Below are 23071 nucleotides of genomic sequence, written 5' to 3'. Positions count from 1 at the left end.
ATGCCGATCATGAATCTTCTTGTGGCCTTTAACGGTTCCGACGCGTCCGAGGCCGCCCTGCGCTATGCCGCCTCGCTGGCGCACAGCCGGGGTGCTCATGTGACCGCCATGCTGGCGCATTCGACTCATGAAACCTTTGACACCCGCTCGCGCTGGATCCCGGCAGAGGCGCGCAGCCTGCTGGCCGAGGCCAAGGCCGACATCCTCAGCGCCATCGAAGGACGGCTGGACGCCTTGCGGCCCGAACTGGGCCTTGGCGACGGGCTGAGCTTTGTCGTGCGACCGGGTCGCGTGGACAAAACCCTGTCCGAAGCGGCCCGCACCTTTGACGTGATCTTTGTCGGCCGCGAAATGGATGACGATGACGAACACGTGCGCCTGCATCCCGACAAGATCGCCCTGATGTCGGGGCGCCCGGTTGTCGTGGTGCCCGATGGCTATGACGCCGGTTCACGCCACAGCCACGCGGCGCTGGCATGGGACGGCAGCCGCGCCGCCGCTCGTGCCCTGTCGGACAGCCTTCGTCTGCTGGAGGCACAGGGCAAGGTCAGCGTTCTGACCGTGGGCGAAACCGATACGCTGGAGGCGCTGCAAACGCATCTCACCCGTCATGACATCGAGATGGAACACCACGGCTGGCCGGATACGCAATCCGTGGCCGCCGCCATCCTCTCGCATTGCCAGCGGCACGATCCCTCGTTGCTGGTCATGGGTGCCTATGAGCATTCGAAGTTCCGCGAGGACCTGCTGGGCGGGCTGACCGCCAGCGTCCTGCGCGACATCCAGATCCCCGTCCTGTTGTCTCATTAAAAGAGGAACCGATGACTGAATATTCGCAACTTCGCTCGGCGGTCGCCGCACTGGAAACCCTGCGCGATGAGCTGGTGCACAAGATCGAAACCAAGTCGGGCGATCCCCGCACACTGGATGATCTGCACCGCCGGGTCAGCAAAGCGCTCAAGGCGCTGTCCTGCGAGGGGTGAACGCAGTTTTCGGCGGATGTTGATTTGATCCGGCATTGTTGTGTACCATTGTATGCAGAAACAGCGACCGAGGTATTCCAATGACCGCTTCCGCCGAAATCGCACAGGCCGGGCGCATGTTGCGCACGGCCATGTCATCCGTATCTGATGAACTGGCCGCCTATCCGGGGCCGGTTTCGGGCTGTGATGCGCAGTACACGCATCTTCTGGAAACCCGCAGCCGGCTGCGCAACGCCCTGAACGCGCTGGAAGCCGAGGTCTTTGTGGCAACGCCCCGCACCCTGCGGCCCGGGGCAGGAGTGGAAAGCCGATGAAAGTTCACATTCTCGACGATTGGTTCGACACCCTGCGTGGTTTGCCCTGTTTCGATCTGCTCAAGGGCCACGATGTCACCGTCTGGACCGATCATGCGGACGAAGACACGCTGGCGGCTCGGCTGGCCGAGGCAGAGGCTCTGGTGCTGTTCCGGGAACGGACCGCTGTCACCCGCAGCTTGCTGGAACGCTTGCCGAACCTGCGGTTGATCTCGCAGCGCAGCGTTTATCCGCATGTGGACGTGCCCGCCTGCACCGACAATGGCGTGCTGCTTTGCTCCAACATGCACTCTGACACGCCGTCTTATGCGGCGGCGGAACTGACCATGGGCCTGATCCTGTCCGCCATGCGGCAAATCCCGCAACAGATGGCCTCGGCCAAGGCCGGGCACTGGCAGATGGGCGTGGGCAAGACCCTGCGCGGCCGGACCCTGGGCCTGTACGGCTACGGCCGGATCGCCGGAGCCGTTGCGGACTACGCCCGCGCTTTCGGGATGAAGGTGATCTGGTGGTCCTCGGCGGAAGGACGCGCACGGGCCGCGGCCGATGGCGAAACCGTTGCCGAAAGCCGCGAGAGTTTCTTCGAAGAATCCGACGTTGTCTCTGTCCACGTCCGTCTGAAACCGGCGACCAAGGGCATCATCACCGCCGAAGACCTTGGCCGGATGGCGCCCGGCGCGGTCTTTGTGAACACCTCGCGCGCGGGGCTGGTCGCGCCCGGTGCCCTGCTGACGGCGCTGAACGCCGGGCGACCCGGCATGGCGGCTGTGGACGTCTTTGACACCGAACCGCTGACCGATGCGGCGGATCCGCTGCTTGGCCACCCGAACCTGATCTGCACGCCCCATATCGGTTTCGTCACCGAGGATGAGTTCGACCTGCAATTCACCGACATCTTCGAGCAGGTGAACGCCTTTGCCGACGGCGCGCCGATCCATGCCATCAACCCGGAGGCTCTGAACGCCGCCGAATGATCCCTGCGATCAGCGGCGCGCCCACGATCACCAGCACGATCCGCGTCAGGTGGTGGGTGATGACGAACCCAAGGTCAGCGCCGGTAACGATGGCAAGCACCGTCATCTCGGCCTGACCGCCCGGGGCGAAAGCAAGGAAAGCCTCCAGCGGCCGACCCAGCCCCAGCGCGGTAACGGCCCCGGAAAAGACCGCCGCCAGAGCCGCCAAGACCAGCACATAGGCCACCCCCGCCGCAACCACGCGGGTCAGCTCTTTTGGCGTCACGCCAAGGAAATGCACCCCGATTCCGCATCCGATAAAGAACTGCGCCACCAGCACCGCCTCAGCCGGGGGGCGGCTATGGATCAACCCGGTCAGCGACAGGATCGCCGTGACGATCATCGGCCCAAGGATCGAGGCTCCGAACAGGCCGATCCGAACCCCACCCTTCCAGCCGATTAGCGCCGCCGCCGCCATCAGGGCAAGTTCGTGCAACGGCAATTCGGCAGCAGGGGCGCCGATGGGGTTCGTCAGGCCGACGCCCTGAAAATGGGTCAGGTAAAACGGCGCCACGGTCACGATGATCAGCACTCTGGTCGCATGAACCAGCGACAGCGCGCGCGGGTTCGCCCCGGCTTCGGTGCCGAAAATCACCATGTCCTGCAATCCTCCGGGCATGGCCGCGTAATAGGCGGTTGGCGCGTCGAACCCCCAGAGCTTGCGAAAGAAGGGAACGCCGATCAGCGCGATCAGCCCGATGAACACTGGCACCAGCGCCACCGACAGCGCCATGCGGGGCAGTTCTCCGATGACCTCGGGCGTGATCGAGGCCCCGACCGCAACGCCAAGGATCGTGCGGGCCGCGACGGACACCTGTCCAAAGCCCTTCAGCGGCGCGTGCAACAGCGCCCCGGCAAGGCAGAAGGACATGGGCCCGAACAGGAACGGCAGCGGCAGACCCAGCGCCCAGAACAGGAACGCCCCGCTTGCGGCCAGCGCAAAGGTCATGGCGCGGCGGGCGTTTGGGTGTTGGGGGTTCTCGTCCATTGGGACCTCCTGTCCGTCTTGACAGGTTTTGTATACGCCTGCATACATAAGGACACAAGACGGACAGAGAGAGAAAATGACCAGCGAAGACGACAGCGCCCCACAGGGCAACGCCGCCTACCACAGATTGCTGGATGAACTGCGCGCGGGCCGGCTTGGCCCCGGGGACCGTCTGCGCGAAACCGATCTGGCCGAACGGCTGGGCATGTCCCGCACCCCTGTACGCGAAGCGATCCGTCAGCTGGAGGCAGACGGCATCGTCAGCCACGTCCCGCGTCAGGGCGCCAGCATCCGCACGCTGGAATACGCCGAGGTCATGGACCTGTACGAGATGCGCGCAGTGCTGGAAGGCACTGCCGCGCGGTTGGCCGCGCGGGCCGCCTCGGACATTGAAATCGAGGAATTGATCGATATGAACCGCGCGCTGGAAACCCAGCGCGGCACGCCCGAGGCTTTCCCCCTGAACCGCCAGTTTCACGCGGCGCTGCTGGACGCGGCCAAGAATCGGTTCTTGACCCGGTCAATGACCTCGCTGCAACGGGCGATGATGATCCTTGGCCCGACCACGCTGACCAACCCCGAACGCGCCGAACTGGCGGTCAAAGAACACTTCGCCGTTCTGGACGCGGTTCAGGCGCGGGACGGCGCGCGGGCCGAGGCCGCCATGCGCGCCCATATCGAGGCCGCGCAACGGGTCAGGGTCCGAACCCTGCGCGCCCGTCCCCTGTACGATGGCGACCTGATGTAGGCCGCCAAAGCGGATCAGCCCTTCATGCGCAGACCTTGGGGATCAAACAGCGGGCCATGTACGACGCGCGCTGCAAAACGCTGGCGCGCGATGTCGATCTCGACGCGCGTGCCGTGATCCAGAGGACGGCGCGTATGGCCCAACGCCACGGGTTTGCCAACCCGATAGCCAAAGGCGCAGGACGAGGTCTGACCAACAATTTCGTCGCCCAGAAAGATAGGCTCATGCCCCAGCGGAACGGCCGTCTCATCGTCAAGGATCAGCGACACGACACGCGATTGCGCCCCATCGGCTCGCGCATTGGCCAGCGCCTCGGCCCCGGTGAAACCGCCCGATTTGCGGGTGGCAAAATCAAGTCCGGCAGCGATAGGCGTGGTATCCCCGTCCAGTTCGTGCCCCATGGCGCAGAACCCCTTTTCGATCCGCATCGAGGTCTGCGCGAACAGGCCCGCCGGGCGGGCACCCGCCGCGGTCAGCGCCGCATAGACCGCAGCTGCGTTTTCCCATAGGCAAGTGATTTCCCAGCCCGCCTCACCGACATAGGACAGGCGCGCAGCACGCACATGCTTGCCCGCGATATGCGCCGGGCCAACCTTGAAATAGCCAAGCGCGTTCAGCTCAGGCGCGCCGCATTCTGCCACGATGCGGGCCGAATCGGGACCCATCAGGCCCAGAACAGCATATTTTTCGGTGCTGTCCTCCAGCGTCACGTCAAAACCATCGGCCGCGCGGCGCAGCCACGCAAGGTCACGTTTGATCGCATTGGTGCCCGTGAACAGCCGATAGTGGTCCTCGGCGATGCGCTGTGCGGTCAGGTCGCTTTCAAAGGTGCCGCGCGGGTTCAGCATCGCGGAATAGATCACTGATCCCGGTTTGCGCGCCATCTGCCCTGCGCAGGTCTTTAGCAGGAACGCCTCGGCATCGGGGCCGTTTACCTCGATCTTGCCAAAGGAAGAGGCATCGAAGATCGCCGCGCTTTCATGGGCGGCCATGACCTCGCCCTTAACGTTCTCGAACCAGTCGGGCCGGTCGAACCGCAAGACCGGCTCTGCCGTCTTGCCGAAATACAGCGGGCGTTCCCAACCGTAGAACTGGCCGAACTGCGCCCCCGCCGCCGCATAGGCATCGTGCAAAGGCAGCTTGCGCAGGCCGCGCGCGGTCTTGAGCTGTTTGCCCGGATAGGCGATGTCGTAATGCGTGCCAAGGATCTCGGGCGCGCGGGCCATCAGGTGCTCGACCGAGTTGAAGACCGGCGCAAACCGCTTGGCGTCAGCTTCGCCAAGATCATAGGCCGTGTGACCATGCACGATCACATGGGCAAGGTTCATGCCAGCCCCCCCGCCCGAGGCCAGACCAACCGAGTTCATACCGCACCCAAGGAACAGACCGCGCGTCTCGGCGGTTTCGCCCAGCATGAATGTGCCATCAGGCGTAAAGCTTTCTGGCCCGTTCAGCAGCATCTTGACCTCGGCGGTTTCCAACGACGGCAACCGATGCAGGGCCAGTTCCATCATCGGCTCAAAGTGATCCCAGTCCTCGGGCAACAGGCCGAATTCAAAGCTTTCATCCAGCACGCCGGGCGCAATGGGTTTGCCCATCGGTTCAAAGCACCCCACCAAAAGCCCGCCGGAATCGTCGCGGATATACAGATGGCTGTCGTGATCGCTGAGCGTGGGCATGTTGCCGGTGATGCCGTCGACAGGCTTGGTCAGCAGGTAGAAATGTTCGCAGGCCAGCAACGGCACCTCGGCCCCGGCCATCGCCCCCACCTCGCGCGACCACAGGCCTGTGCACAGCGCCACCGCATCACACATCACGGTGCCCTGCGTTGTCTCGACCCCCGTGATGCGGCCGTTTTCGGTCAGGATACCGGTCACGCCCGTGTTCTCGAAAAGGCGAGCGCCCAGCACCTTCGACGCCTTGACCAGTGCCGCGCAGACGTCCGAGGGGGATACCCGCCCGTCATCCGGCGACCAGACCGCGCCCAGCACATCCCCGGCATTCATCAGCGGCCAGCGTTCCTTGGCCTCTGCCGCGCTGACCGAATGCGCCTTGATCCCGTAGGCATGGGCCAGCGCCTCTTGCCGTTTCACATGGGTCAGGCGGTCTGGCGTGGTGGCAATGGACAGGGATCCCTTCTGGATCCATCCCACCGATTGCCCGGTTTCCTGTTCCAGCCGGGAATACAGATCCACGGAATACTGGATCATCCGGGTCAGGTTCTGCGAATGGCGCAGCGCGCGCACCTGCGCCGCCGAGTGCCATGTCGTGCCCGAGGTCAGCTTGTTGCGTTCCAGAAGGATCGCGTCACCCACGCCCATCCGGGCAAGGTGGTACAGCGTCGAACAGCCCATGATGCCGCCGCCGATGACGACAACCGAAGCATGAGAAGGAAGTGCGGACATATGGTTTACCCCATCAGTCTGGCGTTGGTCGGATCATAGACCGGATCGGCAAGGACCGCGGCCTTGTACGTGTTCAGCAGGATCTGGACCTCCAGCGCGGCCCCCGGATCGACGGCCCCGGCCTGCACCCAGGCCACGGCCAGCATCTTGCCCGTGCGCCAGCCCATGCCACCCGAGGTGACATAACCGATCAGCGCCCCGTCCTTCAGCACCGGTTCGGTGCCCCAGCAAGGCGGCGCAGCAGGGTCGACCTCCAGCGTGACAAACCGCTTGGCTGGCGGTGCGGCACGCTCGCGGTCCACAGCCGCACGGCCGATGTAGTCCTTTTTCGTCGAACAAAAGCGGCCCAGCCCGGCGGCTGTGGGGGTGACTTCGGTGGTCATTTCCGCGCCCCAGCTGCGATAGCCTTTCTCCAGCCGCAGCATCCCCATGGCCCGTCCGCCCACCAAGGTCAGCCCATGGTCCGCGCCCGCCGCCATCAGCGTATCGAACAGGGTTTTCTGGTTCAGCATCGGACAATGCAATTCCCAACCCATCTCTCCGGAAAAGGAGATGCGCACCGCCCTGCAGCGCACGCGCCCCACCTCGACCTCTTTCGAGGTCATGAAAGGGAAATCGTCAAAGGCCCCGCCGGACAGCGCATTCAGCAATGCACGCGACTTTGGCCCCGCGATGCCCAGCGCGGCGATCTGGTCGGTCACGTTCTGAATGGTGACATCGAAACCCTTGGTATGGCCTTCCATCCAGCGCTGGTACAGCGCCACGCCCAGCGTCGCACCGACACAATAGAAACTGCCATCGCCGCTGTTCTCGATCGTCAAATCGCCGACGATCCCGCCGCGTTCGTTCAGCATCAGCGACAGCGCCATGCGCCCCGGCGTTTCAGGGCACCTGGCGCTGCCGATGTGATCGAGGAAGCCGCGCGCGTCCGGCCCCGAGATGCGGAATTTGCCATAGGACGACATCTCGGACAGGCCGCATCCCGCCGCCATGGCCCGCGCCTCTGTCCCGACGTGTTCCCACCAGTTGGGGCGCTGAAAGCTGGGCACGTCCACTGGTTCCACGCCTTCGGGGGCGTACCACAAGGGGCGTTCCCAGCCATAAGCCTGCCCCATGACCGCGCCCCGCGCCAGAAGATCGCTGTAAATCGGCGTGGTCTTGAGCGGGCGGCCAGAGCGACGCTCGATCCCCGGATAGATCAGCTCATATCGGATCGGCAGGATTTCATGCGTGCGCTCGCGGGCAAATTCGCGGGTCGTCCAATCGCCAAAGCGGGCGACGTCGATGAAATGCAGATCCAGTTCGCTTTCGCCTTCGAGGATCCACTGGCTCATGGCCAGCCCGATGCCGCCCCCCTGCGCGATGCCGCCAAGGAAACCGCAGGCAACGAAGACCCCCGGCACACCCGGCATCGGACCGATCATAGGCCGCCCGTCCGGAGCAAAGCTGATGGCTCCGTTCACGCCACGCTTGAGTCCGGCCGAGGCCAAATCCGGCACCCGATGAAATATCGCGCCCAACCCCTCTTCGAGCCGGTCCCAATCATCCTCGAACAGCTCTTGCCCAAAGGACCAAGGCGCCCGCCCGCCCAAGGTATTCCATGCACGGCGGCAGTTGCGTTCCCATGGTCCAAGCAACAGTCCCTGCCCCTCCTGCCGCAGGTAATACTGGCTGTCGCAATCGCGGATCATGGGCAGTTCGTAATCCAGTGCCGCGACCGAGGGCATGGTTTCCGTCACAAGGTACTGGTGTTCCATGTTGGTGATCGGCAGCCGGGTGCCGATCATGCGGGCCACCTCATCCGCCCAGAAACCGGCACAATTGACAAGGATTTCGCACTCGAACACCTCGTCGCCCGCGGTCAGCCGCCAATGGCCCGAAGGCAACCGCGTGATGCCGTCGACCTGCGTGTTGCGGCGGATCTGGCCTCCGTATTTCCGTGCCCCGGCAGCCAGCCCCATCGTCACCGAATAGGGATCGACATAGCCTTCTTCCGGGTCCCATGCGCCGCCGTACAGGTCGTCTACGTTCAGCAAAGGGTACTTGGCCTTGATCTCGACCGGGGTCACCAGTTCATAGTCCAGTTCCAGCGCCCGGAACTTGCCCGCGAGATGTTTGAATTCTTCCATCCGTTCCCGGGTCTGGGCAAGAAAGAACCCGCCAACCACATGGCTGCCCACCTCTTGCCCGACCTCAGCGGCCAGCCCGTCGTAAAGCCGCAGAGAATAGGCCTGAAGGGCTGAAAGATTGGCATAGGCGGATTGCGTGTGGACATTGCCCGCCGCATGCCATGTCGCCCCGGCGGTCAGTTCGCGCCGCTCCAGCAAAAGGGCGCTTTGTTTGCCCGCCTTGGCCAGATGGTACAGCGTCGAGACGCCGACAATTCCGCCCCCGATGATGATGATCCGCGCATGGGTTGTCATGCCATGCCCCCGGTGCCCGTGAGGGGCGGCGACTCTTGGGCCGGTCTGTTGCGCGGTTCCTTGCGTGCCATGCGATCCTCCTTGAACTTGGCCAAGGCTAGGAACGTGGCGAACCTGCCGCCGTGCGTTTATCGACGCCCTGTCAGGAAGATCGCGACATGGGTATGACCTGCCGTTCGCGGTCCTTGGACGGCAGCACGCCAAAGGCACGGCGGTAGACCTTGGAAAAGGCTGCGGATTCGAAACCGTAGTCCAACGCGATGTCGATGATCTTGCGGCGACCGGCCAGCACCTCCTGCCGGGCCTCGCTCAGACGCATTTCCTGATAGACACCCTTGGGGGATTTCTCGAACTCGGCCTTGAACAGACGTTCCAGTTGCCGTTGCGAGACACCGACCCGGCGGGCGACCTCATGAACCGGCAGCGCCTCGAATAGGTTGGCTTCCATCAGGCGGACGGCGGCAAAAATGGTGGTGTTGGCCGTGGTATAACGCAACTCGGTGGGAAGGTGCTGTTTCATGCGCCCGTCCCGGACCCCGTCGATCATCAGGCGGGAGGCGATCTCGTCCACCAGCGACTCCGAGACTTCGCGCGCGATATAGTTCAGCATCAGGTCCGCCGAAGCCCCGCCGCCCGCGCAGGTCGAATGCGGTGACGCAAGAACGAATAAAGAGGCCGAAAGCTCGACCTCGGGGTGGTTTTCCTTGAGGTAGGGGACATCTTCCCAATGGGCGGAAACCCGACAACCATCGACCAGACCGGCCTGCGCCAGCCGCACCACACCCGAAGACATCCCCCATGTCGCGTGACCTTCGCGGGCCCAGCGCCGCAGTTTGCCCACCAGCACCGGGTCATGTTGGGTTTCGATGCCCGCCCCGGCGACCGAAACAATGATCGCATTGGGCGGGATGTCTTCGATGTCCCGGTTTGGCAGCACCTTCAGCCCGTTTGACGCTGCCACGGGCCCGTTGTCCAGCGTGACAACCGAATAATCCAGACGGTTGGCATCGCCAAACTTGCGGGCAAGGCGCAGGACTTCGACCGCCGAGGAAAACGCCTGCATTGTGAACCCGGTTTCGATCAAGAAGACGAAATTGGTCGTTTGCCTGTCCATCGCGATCTGCCCCGGCCTGCGCCCCGTTGTTCCGGCCCCCAGTTGCGAGCCGCCCCGCCCCCTGTCAAGGCCGAAGCGGTCCCGGTCAGCCCGCCGGTTCCAGCGTCAGCCAGCGCGCCAGCGCGGCGTTCGTTTCCTCGGGCCGTTCCAACGTGGGCAGGTGCCCGGCCCGCGCGATGATCGTCAGGGTCGCATGCGGCATCAATCCGTGCATCAGTTCATGGCGCGACACCGGGCAGGGTTTATCGTCGGCCCCGCACAGGATCAGCGTCGGCCCGCGATAGGCGCGCAGGGTTTCCGTCTGATCAGGGCGGTCGCGCAGGGCAACCGACTGGCGGCAGAAAACCTCTGGCCCCAGCTCCAGCGCCATTTCCATGCACAGATCCAGGATCTCTGCCCGCCGTGGCCCATCGGCAAGGTAGTTCGGTTTCATCTCGTCCCGGATCACCTCGGCCAAGCGGCCTTGCCGCGCCTTGTCCATCTGGGGGCCGCGCCGGGCCTTGACCTCGTCACGCTCCGCAAGCGGGTTAGTATCCATCAGCGCCAGCCGGGTAACACGGTCGGGGGCTTGCCGGACGATCTCCATCGCCACGATCCCCCCCATCGACAAACCGCCCAGCGCAAAACGCCCGGGCGCCTCGGCCAGAACATGGGCCGCCAGCGCCTGAACGCTGTCCGCCGAGGTCAGCCCCGCCGTTCTGATGTCACCGGGCAATCCGGCGGCCTGCGGCGAAAACAGCCGCCCGTCGCACATCATGCCCGGCAAAAGGATCAGCGGTTCGGTCACGAAACCAGCGCCGCGCCTTCGGCGAGCGTTGCCAGCTTGGCATAGGCAATGTCGGGATCAACCGCGCCAAAACCCGCGAAGGTGCCAAAGCCACAGTCGCTGCCCGCGATCACCCGGTCGTTGCCGACGATTTCGGTGAACCGCTGGATGCGTTGAGCGACGACCTGCGGGTGCTCGACAAAGTTGGTCGTGGTATCGACGACACCGGGCACCAGCACCTTATCCTCCGGGATTTCGGCCTTGCGGTCACGGAAGACGGTCCATTCATGGGCGTGGCGCGGGTTCGAGGTTTCGAACAGCACGTAACGCGATTTGGTGTTCATCAGGGTGGTGAACACCTTGTCCATGCCAATGTCGCAGCAATGCGGACCTTCGTAGTTGCCCCAGCAGATGTGCACCCGCACCTTGTCCTGCGGCACGTCGGACAGCGCATGGTTCAGCGCCTCGACATGGGCATCAGCAATCTTGACGAATTCTTCGTCGCTGAGATCGGCGAACAGCATATGCCGCGACAAGGCAAGGTCGGGACAATCCAGTTGCAGATCCAGCCCGGCGCCGACGATGGTTTCGTATTCCGCCTTCATCGCGTCGGCCAGTGCCGCCAGATAAGCCTCGCGCGTCTTGTAGAAATCGTTTTGCAGGAACAGCGAGATCACGCCCGGCGAGGCAGCGTTCATGAAACCGCGATCAATGCCGTGATCGGCCATCGCCGCCTTGAGGTTGGCAATGTCCTTTTCCAACTCGCCCTGCCCCTTGGATTTGACTTCGCCCACACACATGGGACGGGCGTATTTCGGAGTGCCGCCATCATCGGCCAACCGTTTCAGAAAGCCGGGGAACATCTTGAGATCGGCGGGCGCGTTGCGCGGGCTGTCCCCGTCAAACCCGGTGTAACGGTCCTTGACGTAGGTGGCATAGCTGATCTTGGAGGTCTCGCCATCGCTGACAATGTCGATGCCGGCCTCTTTCTGCTTGCGCACGGTTTCCGAAACCGCCGCCGTCATACAGGCATCGAAGGCCGCCTGATCATAGGATTTGCCCTGTTCACGGGCAAAGATGAAATCGACCACCTCCTGCGTGCGGGGCAGAGAGCCGACATGTGTCGTGGAAACACTCATGAGCTTGGTCCTTCTGTTGAGATTGGGGCCGCACTGACAACCGGCCATGTTTTCCAGGTCGTGGCGTATGAGATCTTGACCCGTTCAGGCAGCCCGTCCGGCCCCAGCCAGACCCAGCCGCGATGCGGGGTGTCGTAGATCTGCATGTCACCGCGTTCCGGCGTCCGTTGCAGCGTGACATGCCAATCCGCAGGGTGTGTGTTGACGCGGGCATAGGTGCCGTCGCGCCTGACGCCGTCACCGGGTTCAAAGGTAAATGTCACCCGTGCCCGCAATCCATTCCTGCGGGTTACTTCGGGGTCTTGCAGATTGCGCCACAGCAAAGCCCCTGCAACAATCACGACAGGCCCCGCGTAAAGCAGGGCCTGCCAGTCACCGTCGGCAATGGCCCCGATCAGGATGATCGCGGCCACGGCTGTCACAAAGGCGAGGATGAACCTCATACGCAGCCGTCAGCCTTTCCAGGTCAGGCCAGCCGGATCGCCGGTGGCCACGATGTGATACATCGCGGCCTCGCCGGTCATCGACGGCACCGCCGAATGGGCAAGGTTTTCCGGCACGGACATGGTATCGCCCGGCGCCAGCGTCGCCGAACCGCCATCCCATGTGACTTTCCAATGACCCGTGACCGGCATCAGGACCGAAGGCTTGTCATGTGCGTGCTTGGCTTCGGTCGCCGAGGCGCGCGTGATGAAATCAACCTCGAAGCCCGGTTTGTCGCGAAGGATGCCGCTTTCACCGATAACCTTGGCCGGCGTCTTGTCGGACAGCGCGACAAGATCCCAGTAGCGGGCAACATGGTTGGGCAGCACTTCGGCGGTCGTCGGCTCGGGGCGCTTGGCCAGTTCCTCTTCGGACATCAGCGGCATCGGCTTGACGCCTTCCGGCAGGCGCTGCTGGCGCTTGGTATCGTACAGCTTGCCATCCTCGCCCAGCACCAGCCCATGGTCCGCGGCGTCCTCGATCACCTGCGGCGCCCACATGACGCCGCCCCCGGCATCGTCACCGCCGAGGATCGCCATGATCATCCCGTAATCGGTTCCGATGTTCTCGAACCCGCGAAAGATGCCAGTGGGAATGTTGAAGATGTCGCCCTTTTCCAGAACAACCTCACCCGCGTCGCCCCAACGGCCCCAGAAAAACCGCCAGCGCCCTGAAAGGACAAAAAACGCCTCGGCCGTGCGGTGATCGTGCAACGAGTTGCGGCATTTCGGCGGCTGACCCGCGGCGCCGATGTTGAAACCATGCGGGACCGAGATGTGGACGTGCTGATCGGGGGATTCAGACACGCCGCCACCGATGATGGTAAAGTTTTCCTTCTGATCGCTGCCCGGTGTGTGGGCGTCGATGAAGGCGGTCTTGCAGGGTTGCAGGTCACCGTAGCGAACGATGCGGGTTTCCATGTCTTGGGGTGTCATCTGTTTGTTCCTTGAATGAGTTGGGATAGGGGATAGGGCCTGCGCCCCCTACCCCGGAGGCCGCAGGTTCAGCCGTCGCGCCCGAAGGCTGGCCAGATAGACGTGATGGCGGCAAAGCGCCTGCGGCTGTGTCAACATTCAGAGATCGCCCGTTTTCAGCAGGATCTGTTTCCAGACCGCGGTTTCGTCGAACAGCGTCCATTCCCGGCGCAGTTGCGGCTTGCCACCGACCAGCGCGCCGAATTCGGCATGGGAAATTCCCAGCACAAAGACCTCGGCCCCGGTGGGCGTGCCAAAGGCGCCCCAGCCTTCGTGCTTGCCATGCAGGGTCCAGCGGATGGCGGCGCGCGGCGGCATCATCGGATCATCGCGGCCGATCACGTGGTGGATCTTGAACTCCGCATTGGGGAACGCCGCCCGCAGACCCATCCAGAACTGGTCGGCGCCTTCGTGGCTGAGGGTTTCGATCCCGCCCGGATAGGCAAGGTTCGCGCCCCGGTCGTATTCCTGCGGGATCACGGTGAAATCGGCATTCATGATCCGGGTCAGTATCTCGGCATAGCGCTGACCCCATTCATTGTCGTTGCCGGTGCCCTTGTAGGGGCCTTCGACTTCGTTCGCGGGCGTGTAGGGTTGCACGCAGCTTTCCGGGCCACCTTCGCGCGCAATCAGGTCACGGGCAAAGTCTTTCGGCTCCCATCCCAGTTGGCGCACGATGGCGCCCTGATCGCGGATCAGCCATTCGTCGTTGATCTGGTTGTTGATGGCATGACAATCCGCAAGGATGCGGTAGTGCAGTTTCTTGCCCGAGGGCGCGCCATAGACACCGGGGTGAATATGCGTCGCCGTCGAGTGCAGGCGGTGCGAGGACAGCATCCCCTCCTCCGGCGTCCCGGACCAGATCACATCCTCGCCAAACAGCGTCCGGTCGGGAAATTCGGCCAGAGTGGCCATGGTTGCGCCGATTACACCCTGGTTGCCCACCACGACCGACGCGGGCGAACGCACGACGATGTCCGGCGCGTAATACTGGTGCAGGGTCGCGATGCCGCGATCTTCCCAGATCTCCTTGGTGATCCCGATGATGTAATCGGGAAAGTCGACGAATTTGGCGTCAAAGCCTTTCATGGGAGCAGTCATGCCTGTGTCCATCCTTGGGGAATGCGGGCCGAACCGCGCACGATCATCGGCCCGTCGATCGTGATCTTCCGCGTCTTGGCGGGATCGAATGTATTGATGTGATCCAGCAATGCCTTGACGGTCTCTTCGACCATCCGGTTGGCGCGCTGGCGCACGGTTGTCAGGTTATAGGCGGGCCAGGCCGCGGGCGGCACATCGTCGTAACCGACGACCGAAACATCCCCCGGAATGGTCAGGCCCAGCTCGAAACGGATCACGTCCATGACCGCAATGGCCATGTGATCATTGGCGACAAAAACAGCGTCGGGGTGATCCGGCCGGTCAAACATGGCGCGCGCGGCAGCCCGCGCCTCTTCCATGTGGAAGTTGCCGACCTCGCGGGCGCACAGCGTCATCCCCCGTTCGGCCAGACCGGCAAGGAACCCGGCTTCGCGGTCGCGTTGGGTCGAAGCCCCTTCCCATCCCGCGATATGGCCGATCCGCTGGTGGCCACCGGCCAGCAGGAACTCGGCCACGCGCTGCCCGCCGCCGAAATTGTCCGACGCCACCGAGGTGATGCCTTCGCGGTCTTCGTAGCGGTTGAACAAAACCACCGGCACACCGGCCTGTTGGCAGCGTTGCGCGATGTCCGAAGACATGGCGACAGAGGCCATGACGATGCCTTCGACCTGATAATCGAGGATCTCGTCCAGCACCTCGTCGATATTGCCCGCCGTCTGCGAGGCCATGAAGATCAGCACGTGATAGCCTTCGGCCTGAAGCGCATTCGACAGCTTTTCCAGCGCTTCGGGGTAAAAGTAGTTATCAAGATAAGCGACGACCAAGCCGATGATCCGGCTTTTGCCCGACACCATCGCGCGGGCCAGAATATTGGGACGATACCCAAGCTGTTCGGCAGCCTTGCGCACTTTCTCGATCGTCTTCTTCGAGGCCGAGGCCCCCGGCGTGAACACCCGGCTTACAGCGGATTGGCTGACCCCGGCCAGCCGCGCCACGTCCATCGATGTGACCTTGGTCTCAGTCATCGCCCCTCCTCAACCGCTCTACCAACTCGGCCGCCACGCTGGCGTCGAGCCCGAACTCTTCACTATGCGGATAAGGCGTCAGCGACCACTGCCCGGCGGTCCAGTGTCGCCCCAGTTCCGTCGTCATCCCGCCCGGGCCAAGGTGGGACAGCTTGTGCCTCAACACGATACGCAGGTCGCGCGGCATCGCCCGCCACAGGATCTCGGCCTGAAGCGTGCGATGCGGTCGTCTGAGGTCAAGCTGCACCACGTTGGTCATCAGTCCGCCGTCCAGCCTCCGTCCACCATCAGGGCGGTGCCGGTGATCAGCGCCGCCGCATCCGAGGCCAGAAAAACCACCGGCCCCATAATGTCCTCGACCTCGCCCACGCGACCCAGCTTGATCTTCTCCTCTACCCAGGCGCGCCGCTCAGGCCGGTCAAAGGTCTGCTTGGTCAGTGGTGTGACGATGAAAGTCGGGCAGATCGTGTTGACGCGAATGCCCTTCGGGCCCCATTCGATGGCCATCGACTTGGTAAAGCCTTCGACCGCATGTTTCGTGGCCGAATACACGGCACGGTCGATGCCGCCCACCTTGGCCATCTGGCTCGAGATATTGATCAGCGACCCGGGCTTGCCCGCCTCGGCCAGCCCCTTCGCCACGGCACGCGTGAGGAAATAGGCCCCCTTGACGTTCAGATCGTTGACGGCGTCGAAGTCCGCCTCGGTCGTGTCCAGTGCCGGCGAATGGATCGCCAGCCCGGCCGAGTTCACAAGGATGTCAAAGGGGCCATGCGCGGCCACGGCGCTATCGGTCGCCGCGATGTCAGAGACATCCAGCGACAGCACCGTGGCCGCATGACCGGCCGCTGTCAGCGCGTCGGCCAACGCGGACAGCTTGCCAGCCGACCGGGCCGCCAACACCACCTCTGCCCCGGCCTCGGCCAGCGCCACGGCGCAGGCCAGACCGATGCCCGAGGACGCGCCGGTGACAAGCGCGCGCTTGCCCTCCAGCCGGAACGCGGGGGTGCGTGGCAAATCCATCAGACGTCTCCCACCGGGAAGGGAATGCGGCCCTGGACGCGCACCTTGTTGAACTCGCGCAGGCGGGCAAAGACATCCACGCCCATCTGCCGATAGGCATCCAGAATATCCACCATGACCCAGTTTTCGCGGATCTTGCCGTTTTCCAAGCGCCAGAAATCAAGGCTCCGCATGGTGATCTTCTTGCCGTTGGGCACAATGCCCATCCAGCCGTCATGGGTCACGGTCTGGATCATGTTCGGCCAACCTGTCACCGCGGCATAGGCCCCGTCCCCGAAAAAGTGATAGGTGATCTCATCCACGTATTTTCCGCGGTCGGGCATCCCGTTCAGGAAAGGGATCTGGTGCCAGTTACGGAACCCGGCGATGCCACGACCGGTGCCGATACCCGCCGGTCCGTACCAGTTCATCCGCTCATGCCAAAAACGCGGCATCTCCATCACTTCCGGACCACCCTGGCTGGGGTGCTTTTTCATATGGGTCAGCATGTCGATGATATGCTGCTGCGACGCGCTGGCCTTTTCCGCGTCCCAGGGGCCGGGCACGATACCGTCCAGCGTCGCCGGTCCGGGGATGCAGAATTCCAGCCCGAGACTCGGCGCCATGGGCCAGGCCTTCGCCTGCATCATCACCTCGGGAATATCCCAAAGCGTCTGGATCTCGACAACCTTGCCATCGACGAAACGATAGAACTCGTGGAACCGCATGTGGGTCAGGTGGCCGGTCGGCGGAATGTCCAGCCACGGACCGACAAAAGTACCGTAATAATGACCGCCGCAACCAACCCAGTCGCCACCATGTTCGTCCGGGCCGCCCATGACGATCCAGTCACGCCGCTCCAGATCCGGCATCGCCTCGAACAGCGGCGCATAACAGGCGTCGTAAAAAGCGTCCGGCCCTTCGAAATCGCCAAACGGATGCGGCATGTGGATCACCGCGTCAGGCGCGATCACCGCCCTCAGCGCGGCGCGCACGCCATCCGCGTCGAAATCCACCATCGCCGCACGCAGCGGGGCAATGGCCTCTTTGTTCTTCGTGTGTATGTCAGACATTGGCCTGTTTCTGTGTTTCTTCTGTCCAAAAATATCCCGGGGTCCGGGGCAGAGCCCCGGTCCAACCGTTCTGGTTCATTCCGCGGCCGCGCCGTAGGGCACGTTCTTGCCGCCATACCGGCGGACGCGGATATTGCATTGCTCGGCGTGACCGACAAACCCCTCCAGCATGCACAGCCGCGAGCCGTATTCGCCGATCATCGCCGCCGCCTCGTCGGTGGTCACCCGCTGGTAGGAATGGGTCTTCAGGAACTTGCCCACCCACAGACCGCCGGTATAGCGGCCCGCCTTCTTGGTCGGCAGCGTGTGGTTGGTACCAATCACCTTGTCGCCGTTTGCCACATTGGTCCGCGGCCCAAGGAACAGCGCGCCATAGCTGTGCATGTTCTCAAGATACCAGTCATCACGGTCGGTCATGATCTGGACGTGCTCATAGGCCATGTCATTGGCCACGCGAAGCACCTCCTCATGGGTATCGCAGACAATCATGTCGCCATAATCTTCCCAGCTGACTCGGGCGGTCTCCGCCGTCGGCAGGATCTGCAACAGGCGGTCGATCTCGGCCAGTGTCTCCTCGGCCAGCTTGCGAGATGTGGTGATCATCGCGGCGGGCGAGTTGTAGCCGTGCTCGGCCTGACCAAGCAGGTCGGTGGCGCAGATCTCGGCGTCGACGGTCTCATCCGCGATCACCATGGTCTCGGTCGGACCGGCAAAGAGGTCGATGCCTACGCGGCCAAACAGCTGGCGCTTGGCCTCGGCGACAAAGGCGTTTCCGGGACCGACCAGCATATGCACCGGGTCGATGGTTTCGGTGCCGATGGCCATCGCGCCAACGGCCTGAATGCCACCAAGGGCATAGATCTCATGCGCACCGCCCAGATGCATGGCGGCGATCACGGCCGGGTTCGGCTCGCCCTTGAAGGGCGCGGTTGCGGCGGCGATGCGCGGCACGCCCGCGACCGTCGCGGTGGCCACCGACATATGTGCCGAGGCCACCATCGGGAACTTGCCCGCCGGGACGTAACAGCCCACCGATTGCACGGGGATGTTCTTGTGGCCAAGGATCACGCCGGGCAGCGTTTCCACTTCGATGTCCTTCATCGAGTCGCGCTGCGCACGGGCAAAATTCATCACCTGTTCCTGCGCGAACTTGATGTCTTCCATATCGCGGGCCGATACCTTGGACATCAGCCCTTCGATCTGGCCCTGCGTCAGGCGAAAGCTCTCGGGCGCATAGTTGTCGAACTTCTGGCTCATCTCGCGCACGGCGGCATCGCCGCGGGCTTCGATGTCTTTCAGCGCCGCCTCGACGGTGCCGCGCACCTTGGCATCATCCTCGGCCCGTTCCGCTTCGGGCTTGCCCTGTTTGAGATATGTAATGGCCATATTTCTAACTCCCGCCCCGGACTTGATCCGGGGCCTCTGCCGTTGAAGTCCCGGCATGCCTGCCGGGACCAAAAATCACTTCGCCGCGGGCCGGGGCGCGTCGCGTTCGCCGCGGTCGAAGGCTTCCCAGCCTTCGCCGTTGAACACGTCGACACCCAGTTGCGCCAGAACGTGCGGAAAATCCACCATCACCCAGTTGTCGGTGATCTTGCCGTCCTCGACCTTCCAGAAATCCATGTATCGGATTTCGACCCGTTTGCCGGTGGGGGCAACGCCCATGAAGGTGCCGGAATGCGTGGCTTCCTGACGGCCAAAGGCCGCGGCCCATTCGCCCATGTACAGGCGGGCCTCGTCGATGCATGTCTTGTCGCTGAAGGCCGCCTGAAATGGGCGTTGCCAGTTGTTCTGGAACTCTTGCAGCCCGTTCTTGGTGCCGCAGCCGGTGTTCCCCATCCAACGGAACCCTTCGGCAAAGAATTGGCCGATGTCGTCGATGCGGTGATCGTTCAGTCCGTCGACCATGCCTTCGATCACGGCGCGGGTTTCGTCGGTCTTGCTCATGTCCGTGTCGCGGGACAGAACCGCCTGTTCGGGGCGAGAACCTTTCATGTCACTTGTCCTTTCTGAATGCCAAAATCCGGAAAATGCCGAAGCGGGTTCAACCGCTCCAGAAAATCCCGGGGCATCCGGTTCAGCGCCGGGTGGCGCGACAGGGCATTGTGACGGGCGGAGGAACTCAAACGCTGTCCTCCGCGATGAACTCCGCGCCTTTCCAGCCGATCATCATGCTGGGGGCATTGGTGTTGGCCGAGGTCACGGCAGGCATGACCGAGGCATCGGCTGCCCACAGGCCCTGCACCCCGTCAACCGCAAGTCGCGGCGTGACCGCCCCACCCAGCGCCAAGGTGCCGACCGGGTGATAGGCGGTGCCCGCGCTGTTGCGAATATGGGCTCTCAGCGCCTCACCCGACACCTGTTCGCCGGGGAACACTTCGGGCGCGCGGTGAGGACCGAAATGGGCCTGTTTCAGCAGGCGGCGCAGCCGGTCCACACCTTCAACCATCGTGTCCAGATCGCTTTCCTCGCGGAACAGGCCAAGGTCGATCAAGGGCGCCTGCGCGGGATCCTTTGACGCCAGCCGCAGGCTGCCGCGTGACTTCGGACGGCAAAGGCAGACATCCGCGAAATACCCGGCCTTGCGCTGATAGCGGTCACCGTCATGCGCCAGAAAGAAGGGGATGAAATGCGTTTGCACGTCGGCTTCGCCGCCGTCGCCCCGCGCATTGAAGAACATCCCTGCTTCGACCGTGGGCGAGGCCAGCGGCCCCGACCGGGTCAGCAGGTACTGCAACGGCGACACCGCCCAGCGCGGCCATTGCGCCAGTTCCAGACCGTAGCCGGAACCGGGGCCTTCGAAATGCAGTCCAACGCCGGGGTGATCGTGCAGGTTGGCACCGATGGTCGGCGCATCCACGCGGGTGTCGATTCCCAGATCCTGCAAATCCTCGCGCGGGCCAAGCCCCGAGCGCATCAGGATCGCCGGAGAGGCCAGCGACCCGGCGCACAACACCACGCCCTTGGCGGCACGGATCTCGGTCCCGTCAATCAGAACCACCCCGGCGGCGCGATCGCCTTCCCAGATCAGACGGTCAACTTCGGCTCCGGTGCGCAAGTCCACCTCGGGCCGTTTGCGCAGAAAGGCACGCGCAGCCGAATTGCGCCGGTGGCGGATCATGTTGTGACGGAATAGCCCCGCGCTTTCGGTTTCGGGCGTCGGATCGGGATCAAAGAGCGGATCAAGACCCCTGGACAGAGGATGCGCGTGGGTCAGCTTGGTTGGGCGCAAATGTGCCTCGACCGCCTTGAAGGCCGGTTCCACATCGGAAAAGGACCAACCCGGCTGTTGCCACACGTCGAAATCCGCCGCGCGCCCTCGGAACCAGACCATCGAATTGATCGAGCCCGAACCGCCGACCATGCGGCCGCGCGGGACGCCGATCTGGCGGCCACCCGCCTTCTCTTGCGGCACCGTCTTGAAGGCCCAGTCCCGCGGCCCGTTCAGCAGCCAGACCAGTCCGAAAGGCATGGACACCAGCGGATGGCGGTCGCTTGGCCCGGCTTCCAGCAGCAGGACCGATCCGGCCTCGCGACGTGCAAGTTCGGCGGCCATGACGCAACCGGCGGATCCGGCTCCTATGACGATGAAATCACGCATCAGGCGGCGGCCCCTACTGCTTGAGCAGGTCGGCGCGCGCCGGTCAGCATCCGCATACGGGCAAAGACATCGACGCCCAACTGGCAGTACAGGTCGATCATGTCGACCATGACCCAACATTCGCGAACCATGCCCTCTTCGACCCGCCAGAAATCAAGGCTGCGGCGGGTGATGCGCTTGCCGGTGGGCGCAAGCCCAAGGAATCCATCGCCGGAATGCACCGCCGTCCCCGAAGGCCAGCCGGTAAAGGCGACAATGTCCTGATCGCCAAAGAACACACCTTCGTCCAGATGGCGGGTGTTGTCCGACAGCCCGTCACGGAACTGTTTAAAGATCAACCGCGCGATGCCCGCGTGGCCGCGCGCCGTACCCAGCCCCGTCGGCCCGTACCAGAAAGCATGGTTATGCCAATAGCCGCCCAGCCCGCGTTCGGGTGTGTCGGCCGTGCCTTGCTTGAGGTCATGCAGCATGTCCCAGACCAGTTGCACCGAGGCATCCGCCCTCGTCTCATCACACGGCGCGGTCAGCACCCCGCCGCCATTGGTCGGGCCGGGGCACATCCATTCTACGCCGGATTGTGGTGCCATCGGCCAAACACCGGCCTGCAACATCACCTGCGGAATATCCCAAAGACCTTCCATCTCGACGATCTTGCCGTCTTCGATGCGCAGGTATTCGTGATAGCGCATGTGGACCGGACGGCCACTGGCCGGAATGCCCAGCCAATCCGCCCGGAAGGTGCCAAGGATATTACCCCCAAGGCCAACCCAGTTGCCGCTTTTGCCCTCGCCCCAGCGGGGGCCCGCCATGACGATGAAATCGGCACGCTCCATATCCGGCATCGCGTCCAGAAGCGGGGCATAGACCCGTTGCCACAGCTGTTCAGGGCCGGTCATCTCGTCCAGCGGATGACCCAACCGGATAGCAGCATCGGGCGAAAAGGCCGCGTGTAACGCAGCCCAGATGCGCGCGGCGTCGGCAGACCGCAAAGCCGCGCGCAGAGTGGCGACAAGCGCCTTGTTATCGTCGTGGACGCTCATCCCTTGACCGCGCCGGCGGTCAAGCCGCTGACGATCTGGCGCTGGAAGAACATGACCAGCACAAAGAGCGGGGCCGTGGCCGAGACAACGGCGGCAACCGCGAACATCACGTTGCCCTCGACCTGCGTTGTGCCAAGAAAGCTGGCGATGGCCGGGATCATGGTCTCGTTTTCCGAGCTGAGCAGCATCGAGGTCACGGCAAAGTCGTTGTAGGCAAGAAGAAAGCTGAACAGGCCGGTGGTGATGACGCCGGGCCACATCACCGGGATGATGACATGCCGGAAGGCCTGAAAACGGGTGCAGCCATCGACCATGGCGCTTTCGTCCATGTCCTTGGGGATGTTCAGAAAGAACGAGTGCAGCATCCACAGCGTGAAGGGTTGGTTGATCGCCACAAGAACGATGATCGTCGTCGGCAGGATGCCCCAGACGTTCCATTCAAAGAACGGCAACAGGTAGCCCGAAACCAGCGTGATATGCGGCATTGCGCGAAAGACCAGCGCGGCCATCAGGATCCAGAAGGCGTATTTCTTGCCCGAACGGGCCAGCGCATAGCCGCCCAGCGTGCCGAAGGTCAGCGAGATGATAACGGTGAAGAAGACGACGATGCCGGTGTTCAGGACCGCGCGCCAGAATTCCTCTTGCACCCACGCGCCGTAATAGCCTTTGCCGGTAAAGGCGCTGCCGGTTTCGGCGATGGTGTTGGTGCCCCGCAGGGCGTTCATCCAGTCCGCCTTGGAGAAGAAGTCCGCCTGCACCTTGAAGCTGCCCCAGAGGGTCCAGAAGAAGGGAAAGGCGGCGACGATCAGCCAGATTGCGACCAGCGCAAAAGAGATGATGGTCAGGGGCGTGGTGCGGTTGAGGGCCTTGGTGCTCATG

At 63.5% G+C, this 23071-nt stretch carries 23 protein-coding genes; 5 read left to right on the top strand and 18 right to left on the bottom strand.

What is annotated here, in order from left to right:
• The 4 genes from KJP30_RS15955 to KJP30_RS15940 all read left to right on the top strand — a co-directional run bounded on the left by KJP30_RS15955 (nt 1) and on the right by KJP30_RS15940 (nt 2271).
• Entirely contained in the window at nt 1-810 is an 810-nt protein-coding gene (locus tag KJP30_RS15955; RefSeq protein ID WP_218450335.1) for a universal stress protein, read from the top strand.
• 11 nt (nt 811-821) lie between these two features.
• A complete protein-coding gene (locus tag KJP30_RS15950; protein WP_218450334.1) occupies nt 822-983 on the top strand; it encodes a hypothetical protein in 162 nt (53 codons plus the stop codon).
• An 80-nt stretch (nt 984-1063) separates the two neighbouring features.
• On the top strand, nt 1064-1297 hold the full coding sequence (locus KJP30_RS15945) for a hypothetical protein (RefSeq protein WP_218450333.1): 234 nt from the start codon (nt 1064-1066) through the stop codon (nt 1295-1297).
• The gene (locus KJP30_RS15940; RefSeq protein ID WP_218450332.1) at nt 1294-2271 is read left to right on the top strand and encodes a D-2-hydroxyacid dehydrogenase family protein; all 978 of its coding nucleotides are present in this window, start codon (nt 1294-1296) and stop codon (nt 2269-2271) included. Before KJP30_RS15945 ends, KJP30_RS15940 begins: the two co-directional genes overlap by 4 nt.
• On the opposite strand, the gene KJP30_RS15935 is transcribed toward KJP30_RS15940, so the two are convergent.
• Nucleotides 2240-3298, bottom strand: a complete 1059-nt coding sequence (locus KJP30_RS15935; RefSeq protein WP_218450331.1) for an AbrB family transcriptional regulator — start codon at nt 3296-3298, stop codon at nt 2240-2242. The two genes, KJP30_RS15940 and KJP30_RS15935, sit on opposite strands and share 32 nt — an antisense overlap.
• Before the next feature lie 76 nt (nt 3299-3374).
• Between KJP30_RS15935 and KJP30_RS15930 the strand changes: the two genes are divergently transcribed.
• Nucleotides 3375-4046, top strand: a complete 672-nt coding sequence (locus KJP30_RS15930) for a GntR family transcriptional regulator (RefSeq protein ID WP_218450330.1) — start codon at nt 3375-3377, stop codon at nt 4044-4046.
• A 14-nt stretch (nt 4047-4060) separates the two neighbouring features.
• On the opposite strand, the gene KJP30_RS15925 is transcribed toward KJP30_RS15930, so the two are convergent.
• The 17 genes from KJP30_RS15925 to KJP30_RS15845 form a co-directional block, all read right to left on the bottom strand.
• Nucleotides 4061-6451 carry a GcvT family protein gene (locus KJP30_RS15925; protein WP_218450329.1) on the bottom strand — a complete coding sequence of 797 codons (2391 nt, stop codon included), beginning with the start codon at nt 6449-6451 and terminating at the stop codon, nt 4061-4063.
• 5 nt (nt 6452-6456) lie between these two features.
• Complete coding sequence (locus KJP30_RS15920) at nt 6457-8874, bottom strand: GcvT family protein (RefSeq protein ID WP_218450328.1); 2418 nt, start codon at nt 8872-8874, stop codon at nt 6457-6459.
• 142 nt (nt 8875-9016) lie between these two features.
• On the bottom strand, nt 9017-9988 hold the full coding sequence (locus KJP30_RS15915; RefSeq protein ID WP_218450327.1) for a GlxA family transcriptional regulator: 972 nt from the start codon (nt 9986-9988) through the stop codon (nt 9017-9019).
• 85 nt (nt 9989-10073) lie between these two features.
• Nucleotides 10074-10742 carry an alpha/beta fold hydrolase gene (locus KJP30_RS15910; protein WP_218450949.1) on the bottom strand — a complete coding sequence of 223 codons (669 nt, stop codon included), beginning with the start codon at nt 10740-10742 and terminating at the stop codon, nt 10074-10076.
• 29 nt (nt 10743-10771) lie between these two features.
• Nucleotides 10772-11893 carry a cobalamin-independent methionine synthase II family protein gene (locus tag KJP30_RS15905; RefSeq protein ID WP_218450326.1) on the bottom strand — a complete coding sequence of 374 codons (1122 nt, stop codon included), beginning with the start codon at nt 11891-11893 and terminating at the stop codon, nt 10772-10774.
• Nucleotides 11890-12336, bottom strand: a complete 447-nt coding sequence (locus tag KJP30_RS15900) for a hypothetical protein (protein ID WP_218450325.1) — start codon at nt 12334-12336, stop codon at nt 11890-11892. The genes KJP30_RS15905 and KJP30_RS15900 overlap by 4 nt, the downstream gene beginning before the upstream one ends.
• Before the next feature lie 9 nt (nt 12337-12345).
• Nucleotides 12346-13311: a cupin domain-containing protein gene (locus KJP30_RS15895; protein WP_218450324.1), complete on the bottom strand. Its 966-nt coding sequence runs from the start codon at nt 13309-13311 to the stop codon at nt 12346-12348.
• 138 nt (nt 13312-13449) lie between these two features.
• On the bottom strand, nt 13450-14439 hold the full coding sequence (locus tag KJP30_RS15890) for a nuclear transport factor 2 family protein (protein ID WP_218450948.1): 990 nt from the start codon (nt 14437-14439) through the stop codon (nt 13450-13452).
• Between the two features lie 8 nt (nt 14440-14447).
• Nucleotides 14448-15476: a LacI family DNA-binding transcriptional regulator gene (locus KJP30_RS15885; protein WP_218450323.1), complete on the bottom strand. Its 1029-nt coding sequence runs from the start codon at nt 15474-15476 to the stop codon at nt 14448-14450.
• Complete coding sequence (locus KJP30_RS15880; protein ID WP_218450322.1) at nt 15469-15735, bottom strand: hypothetical protein; 267 nt, start codon at nt 15733-15735, stop codon at nt 15469-15471. The genes KJP30_RS15885 and KJP30_RS15880 overlap by 8 nt, the downstream gene beginning before the upstream one ends.
• Nucleotides 15735-16499, bottom strand: coding sequence for an SDR family NAD(P)-dependent oxidoreductase (locus tag KJP30_RS15875; protein WP_218450321.1), 765 nt, complete (start codon nt 16497-16499; stop codon nt 15735-15737). Before KJP30_RS15875 ends, KJP30_RS15880 begins: the two co-directional genes overlap by 1 nt.
• On the bottom strand, nt 16499-17551 hold the full coding sequence (locus KJP30_RS15870) for an ester cyclase (protein ID WP_218450320.1): 1053 nt from the start codon (nt 17549-17551) through the stop codon (nt 16499-16501). Before KJP30_RS15870 ends, KJP30_RS15875 begins: the two co-directional genes overlap by 1 nt.
• A 75-nt stretch (nt 17552-17626) precedes the next feature.
• Nucleotides 17627-18937 carry a histidinol dehydrogenase gene (hisD, locus tag KJP30_RS15865; protein WP_218450319.1) on the bottom strand — a complete coding sequence of 437 codons (1311 nt, stop codon included), beginning with the start codon at nt 18935-18937 and terminating at the stop codon, nt 17627-17629.
• 75 nt (nt 18938-19012) lie between these two features.
• Complete coding sequence (locus tag KJP30_RS15860) at nt 19013-19546, bottom strand: ester cyclase (RefSeq protein ID WP_218450318.1); 534 nt, start codon at nt 19544-19546, stop codon at nt 19013-19015.
• A 127-nt stretch (nt 19547-19673) separates the two neighbouring features.
• Nucleotides 19674-21152 carry a GMC family oxidoreductase gene (locus KJP30_RS15855; protein ID WP_218450317.1) on the bottom strand — a complete coding sequence of 493 codons (1479 nt, stop codon included), beginning with the start codon at nt 21150-21152 and terminating at the stop codon, nt 19674-19676.
• Complete coding sequence (locus tag KJP30_RS15850; protein ID WP_218450316.1) at nt 21152-22192, bottom strand: ester cyclase; 1041 nt, start codon at nt 22190-22192, stop codon at nt 21152-21154. The genes KJP30_RS15855 and KJP30_RS15850 overlap by 1 nt, the downstream gene beginning before the upstream one ends.
• On the bottom strand, nt 22189-23070 hold the full coding sequence (locus tag KJP30_RS15845) for a carbohydrate ABC transporter permease (RefSeq protein WP_218450315.1): 882 nt from the start codon (nt 23068-23070) through the stop codon (nt 22189-22191). The genes KJP30_RS15850 and KJP30_RS15845 overlap by 4 nt, the downstream gene beginning before the upstream one ends.
• Nucleotide 23071: the final 1 nt, after the last annotated feature.

It is taken from the genome of Antarctobacter sediminis (assembly GCF_019218285.1).
Taxonomy (GTDB): Bacteria; Pseudomonadota; Alphaproteobacteria; order Rhodobacterales; family Rhodobacteraceae; genus Antarctobacter; species Antarctobacter sediminis.
Note: the sequence above shows the minus strand (reverse complement) of the source record. Positions and strands in the feature narration are given on the sequence as shown.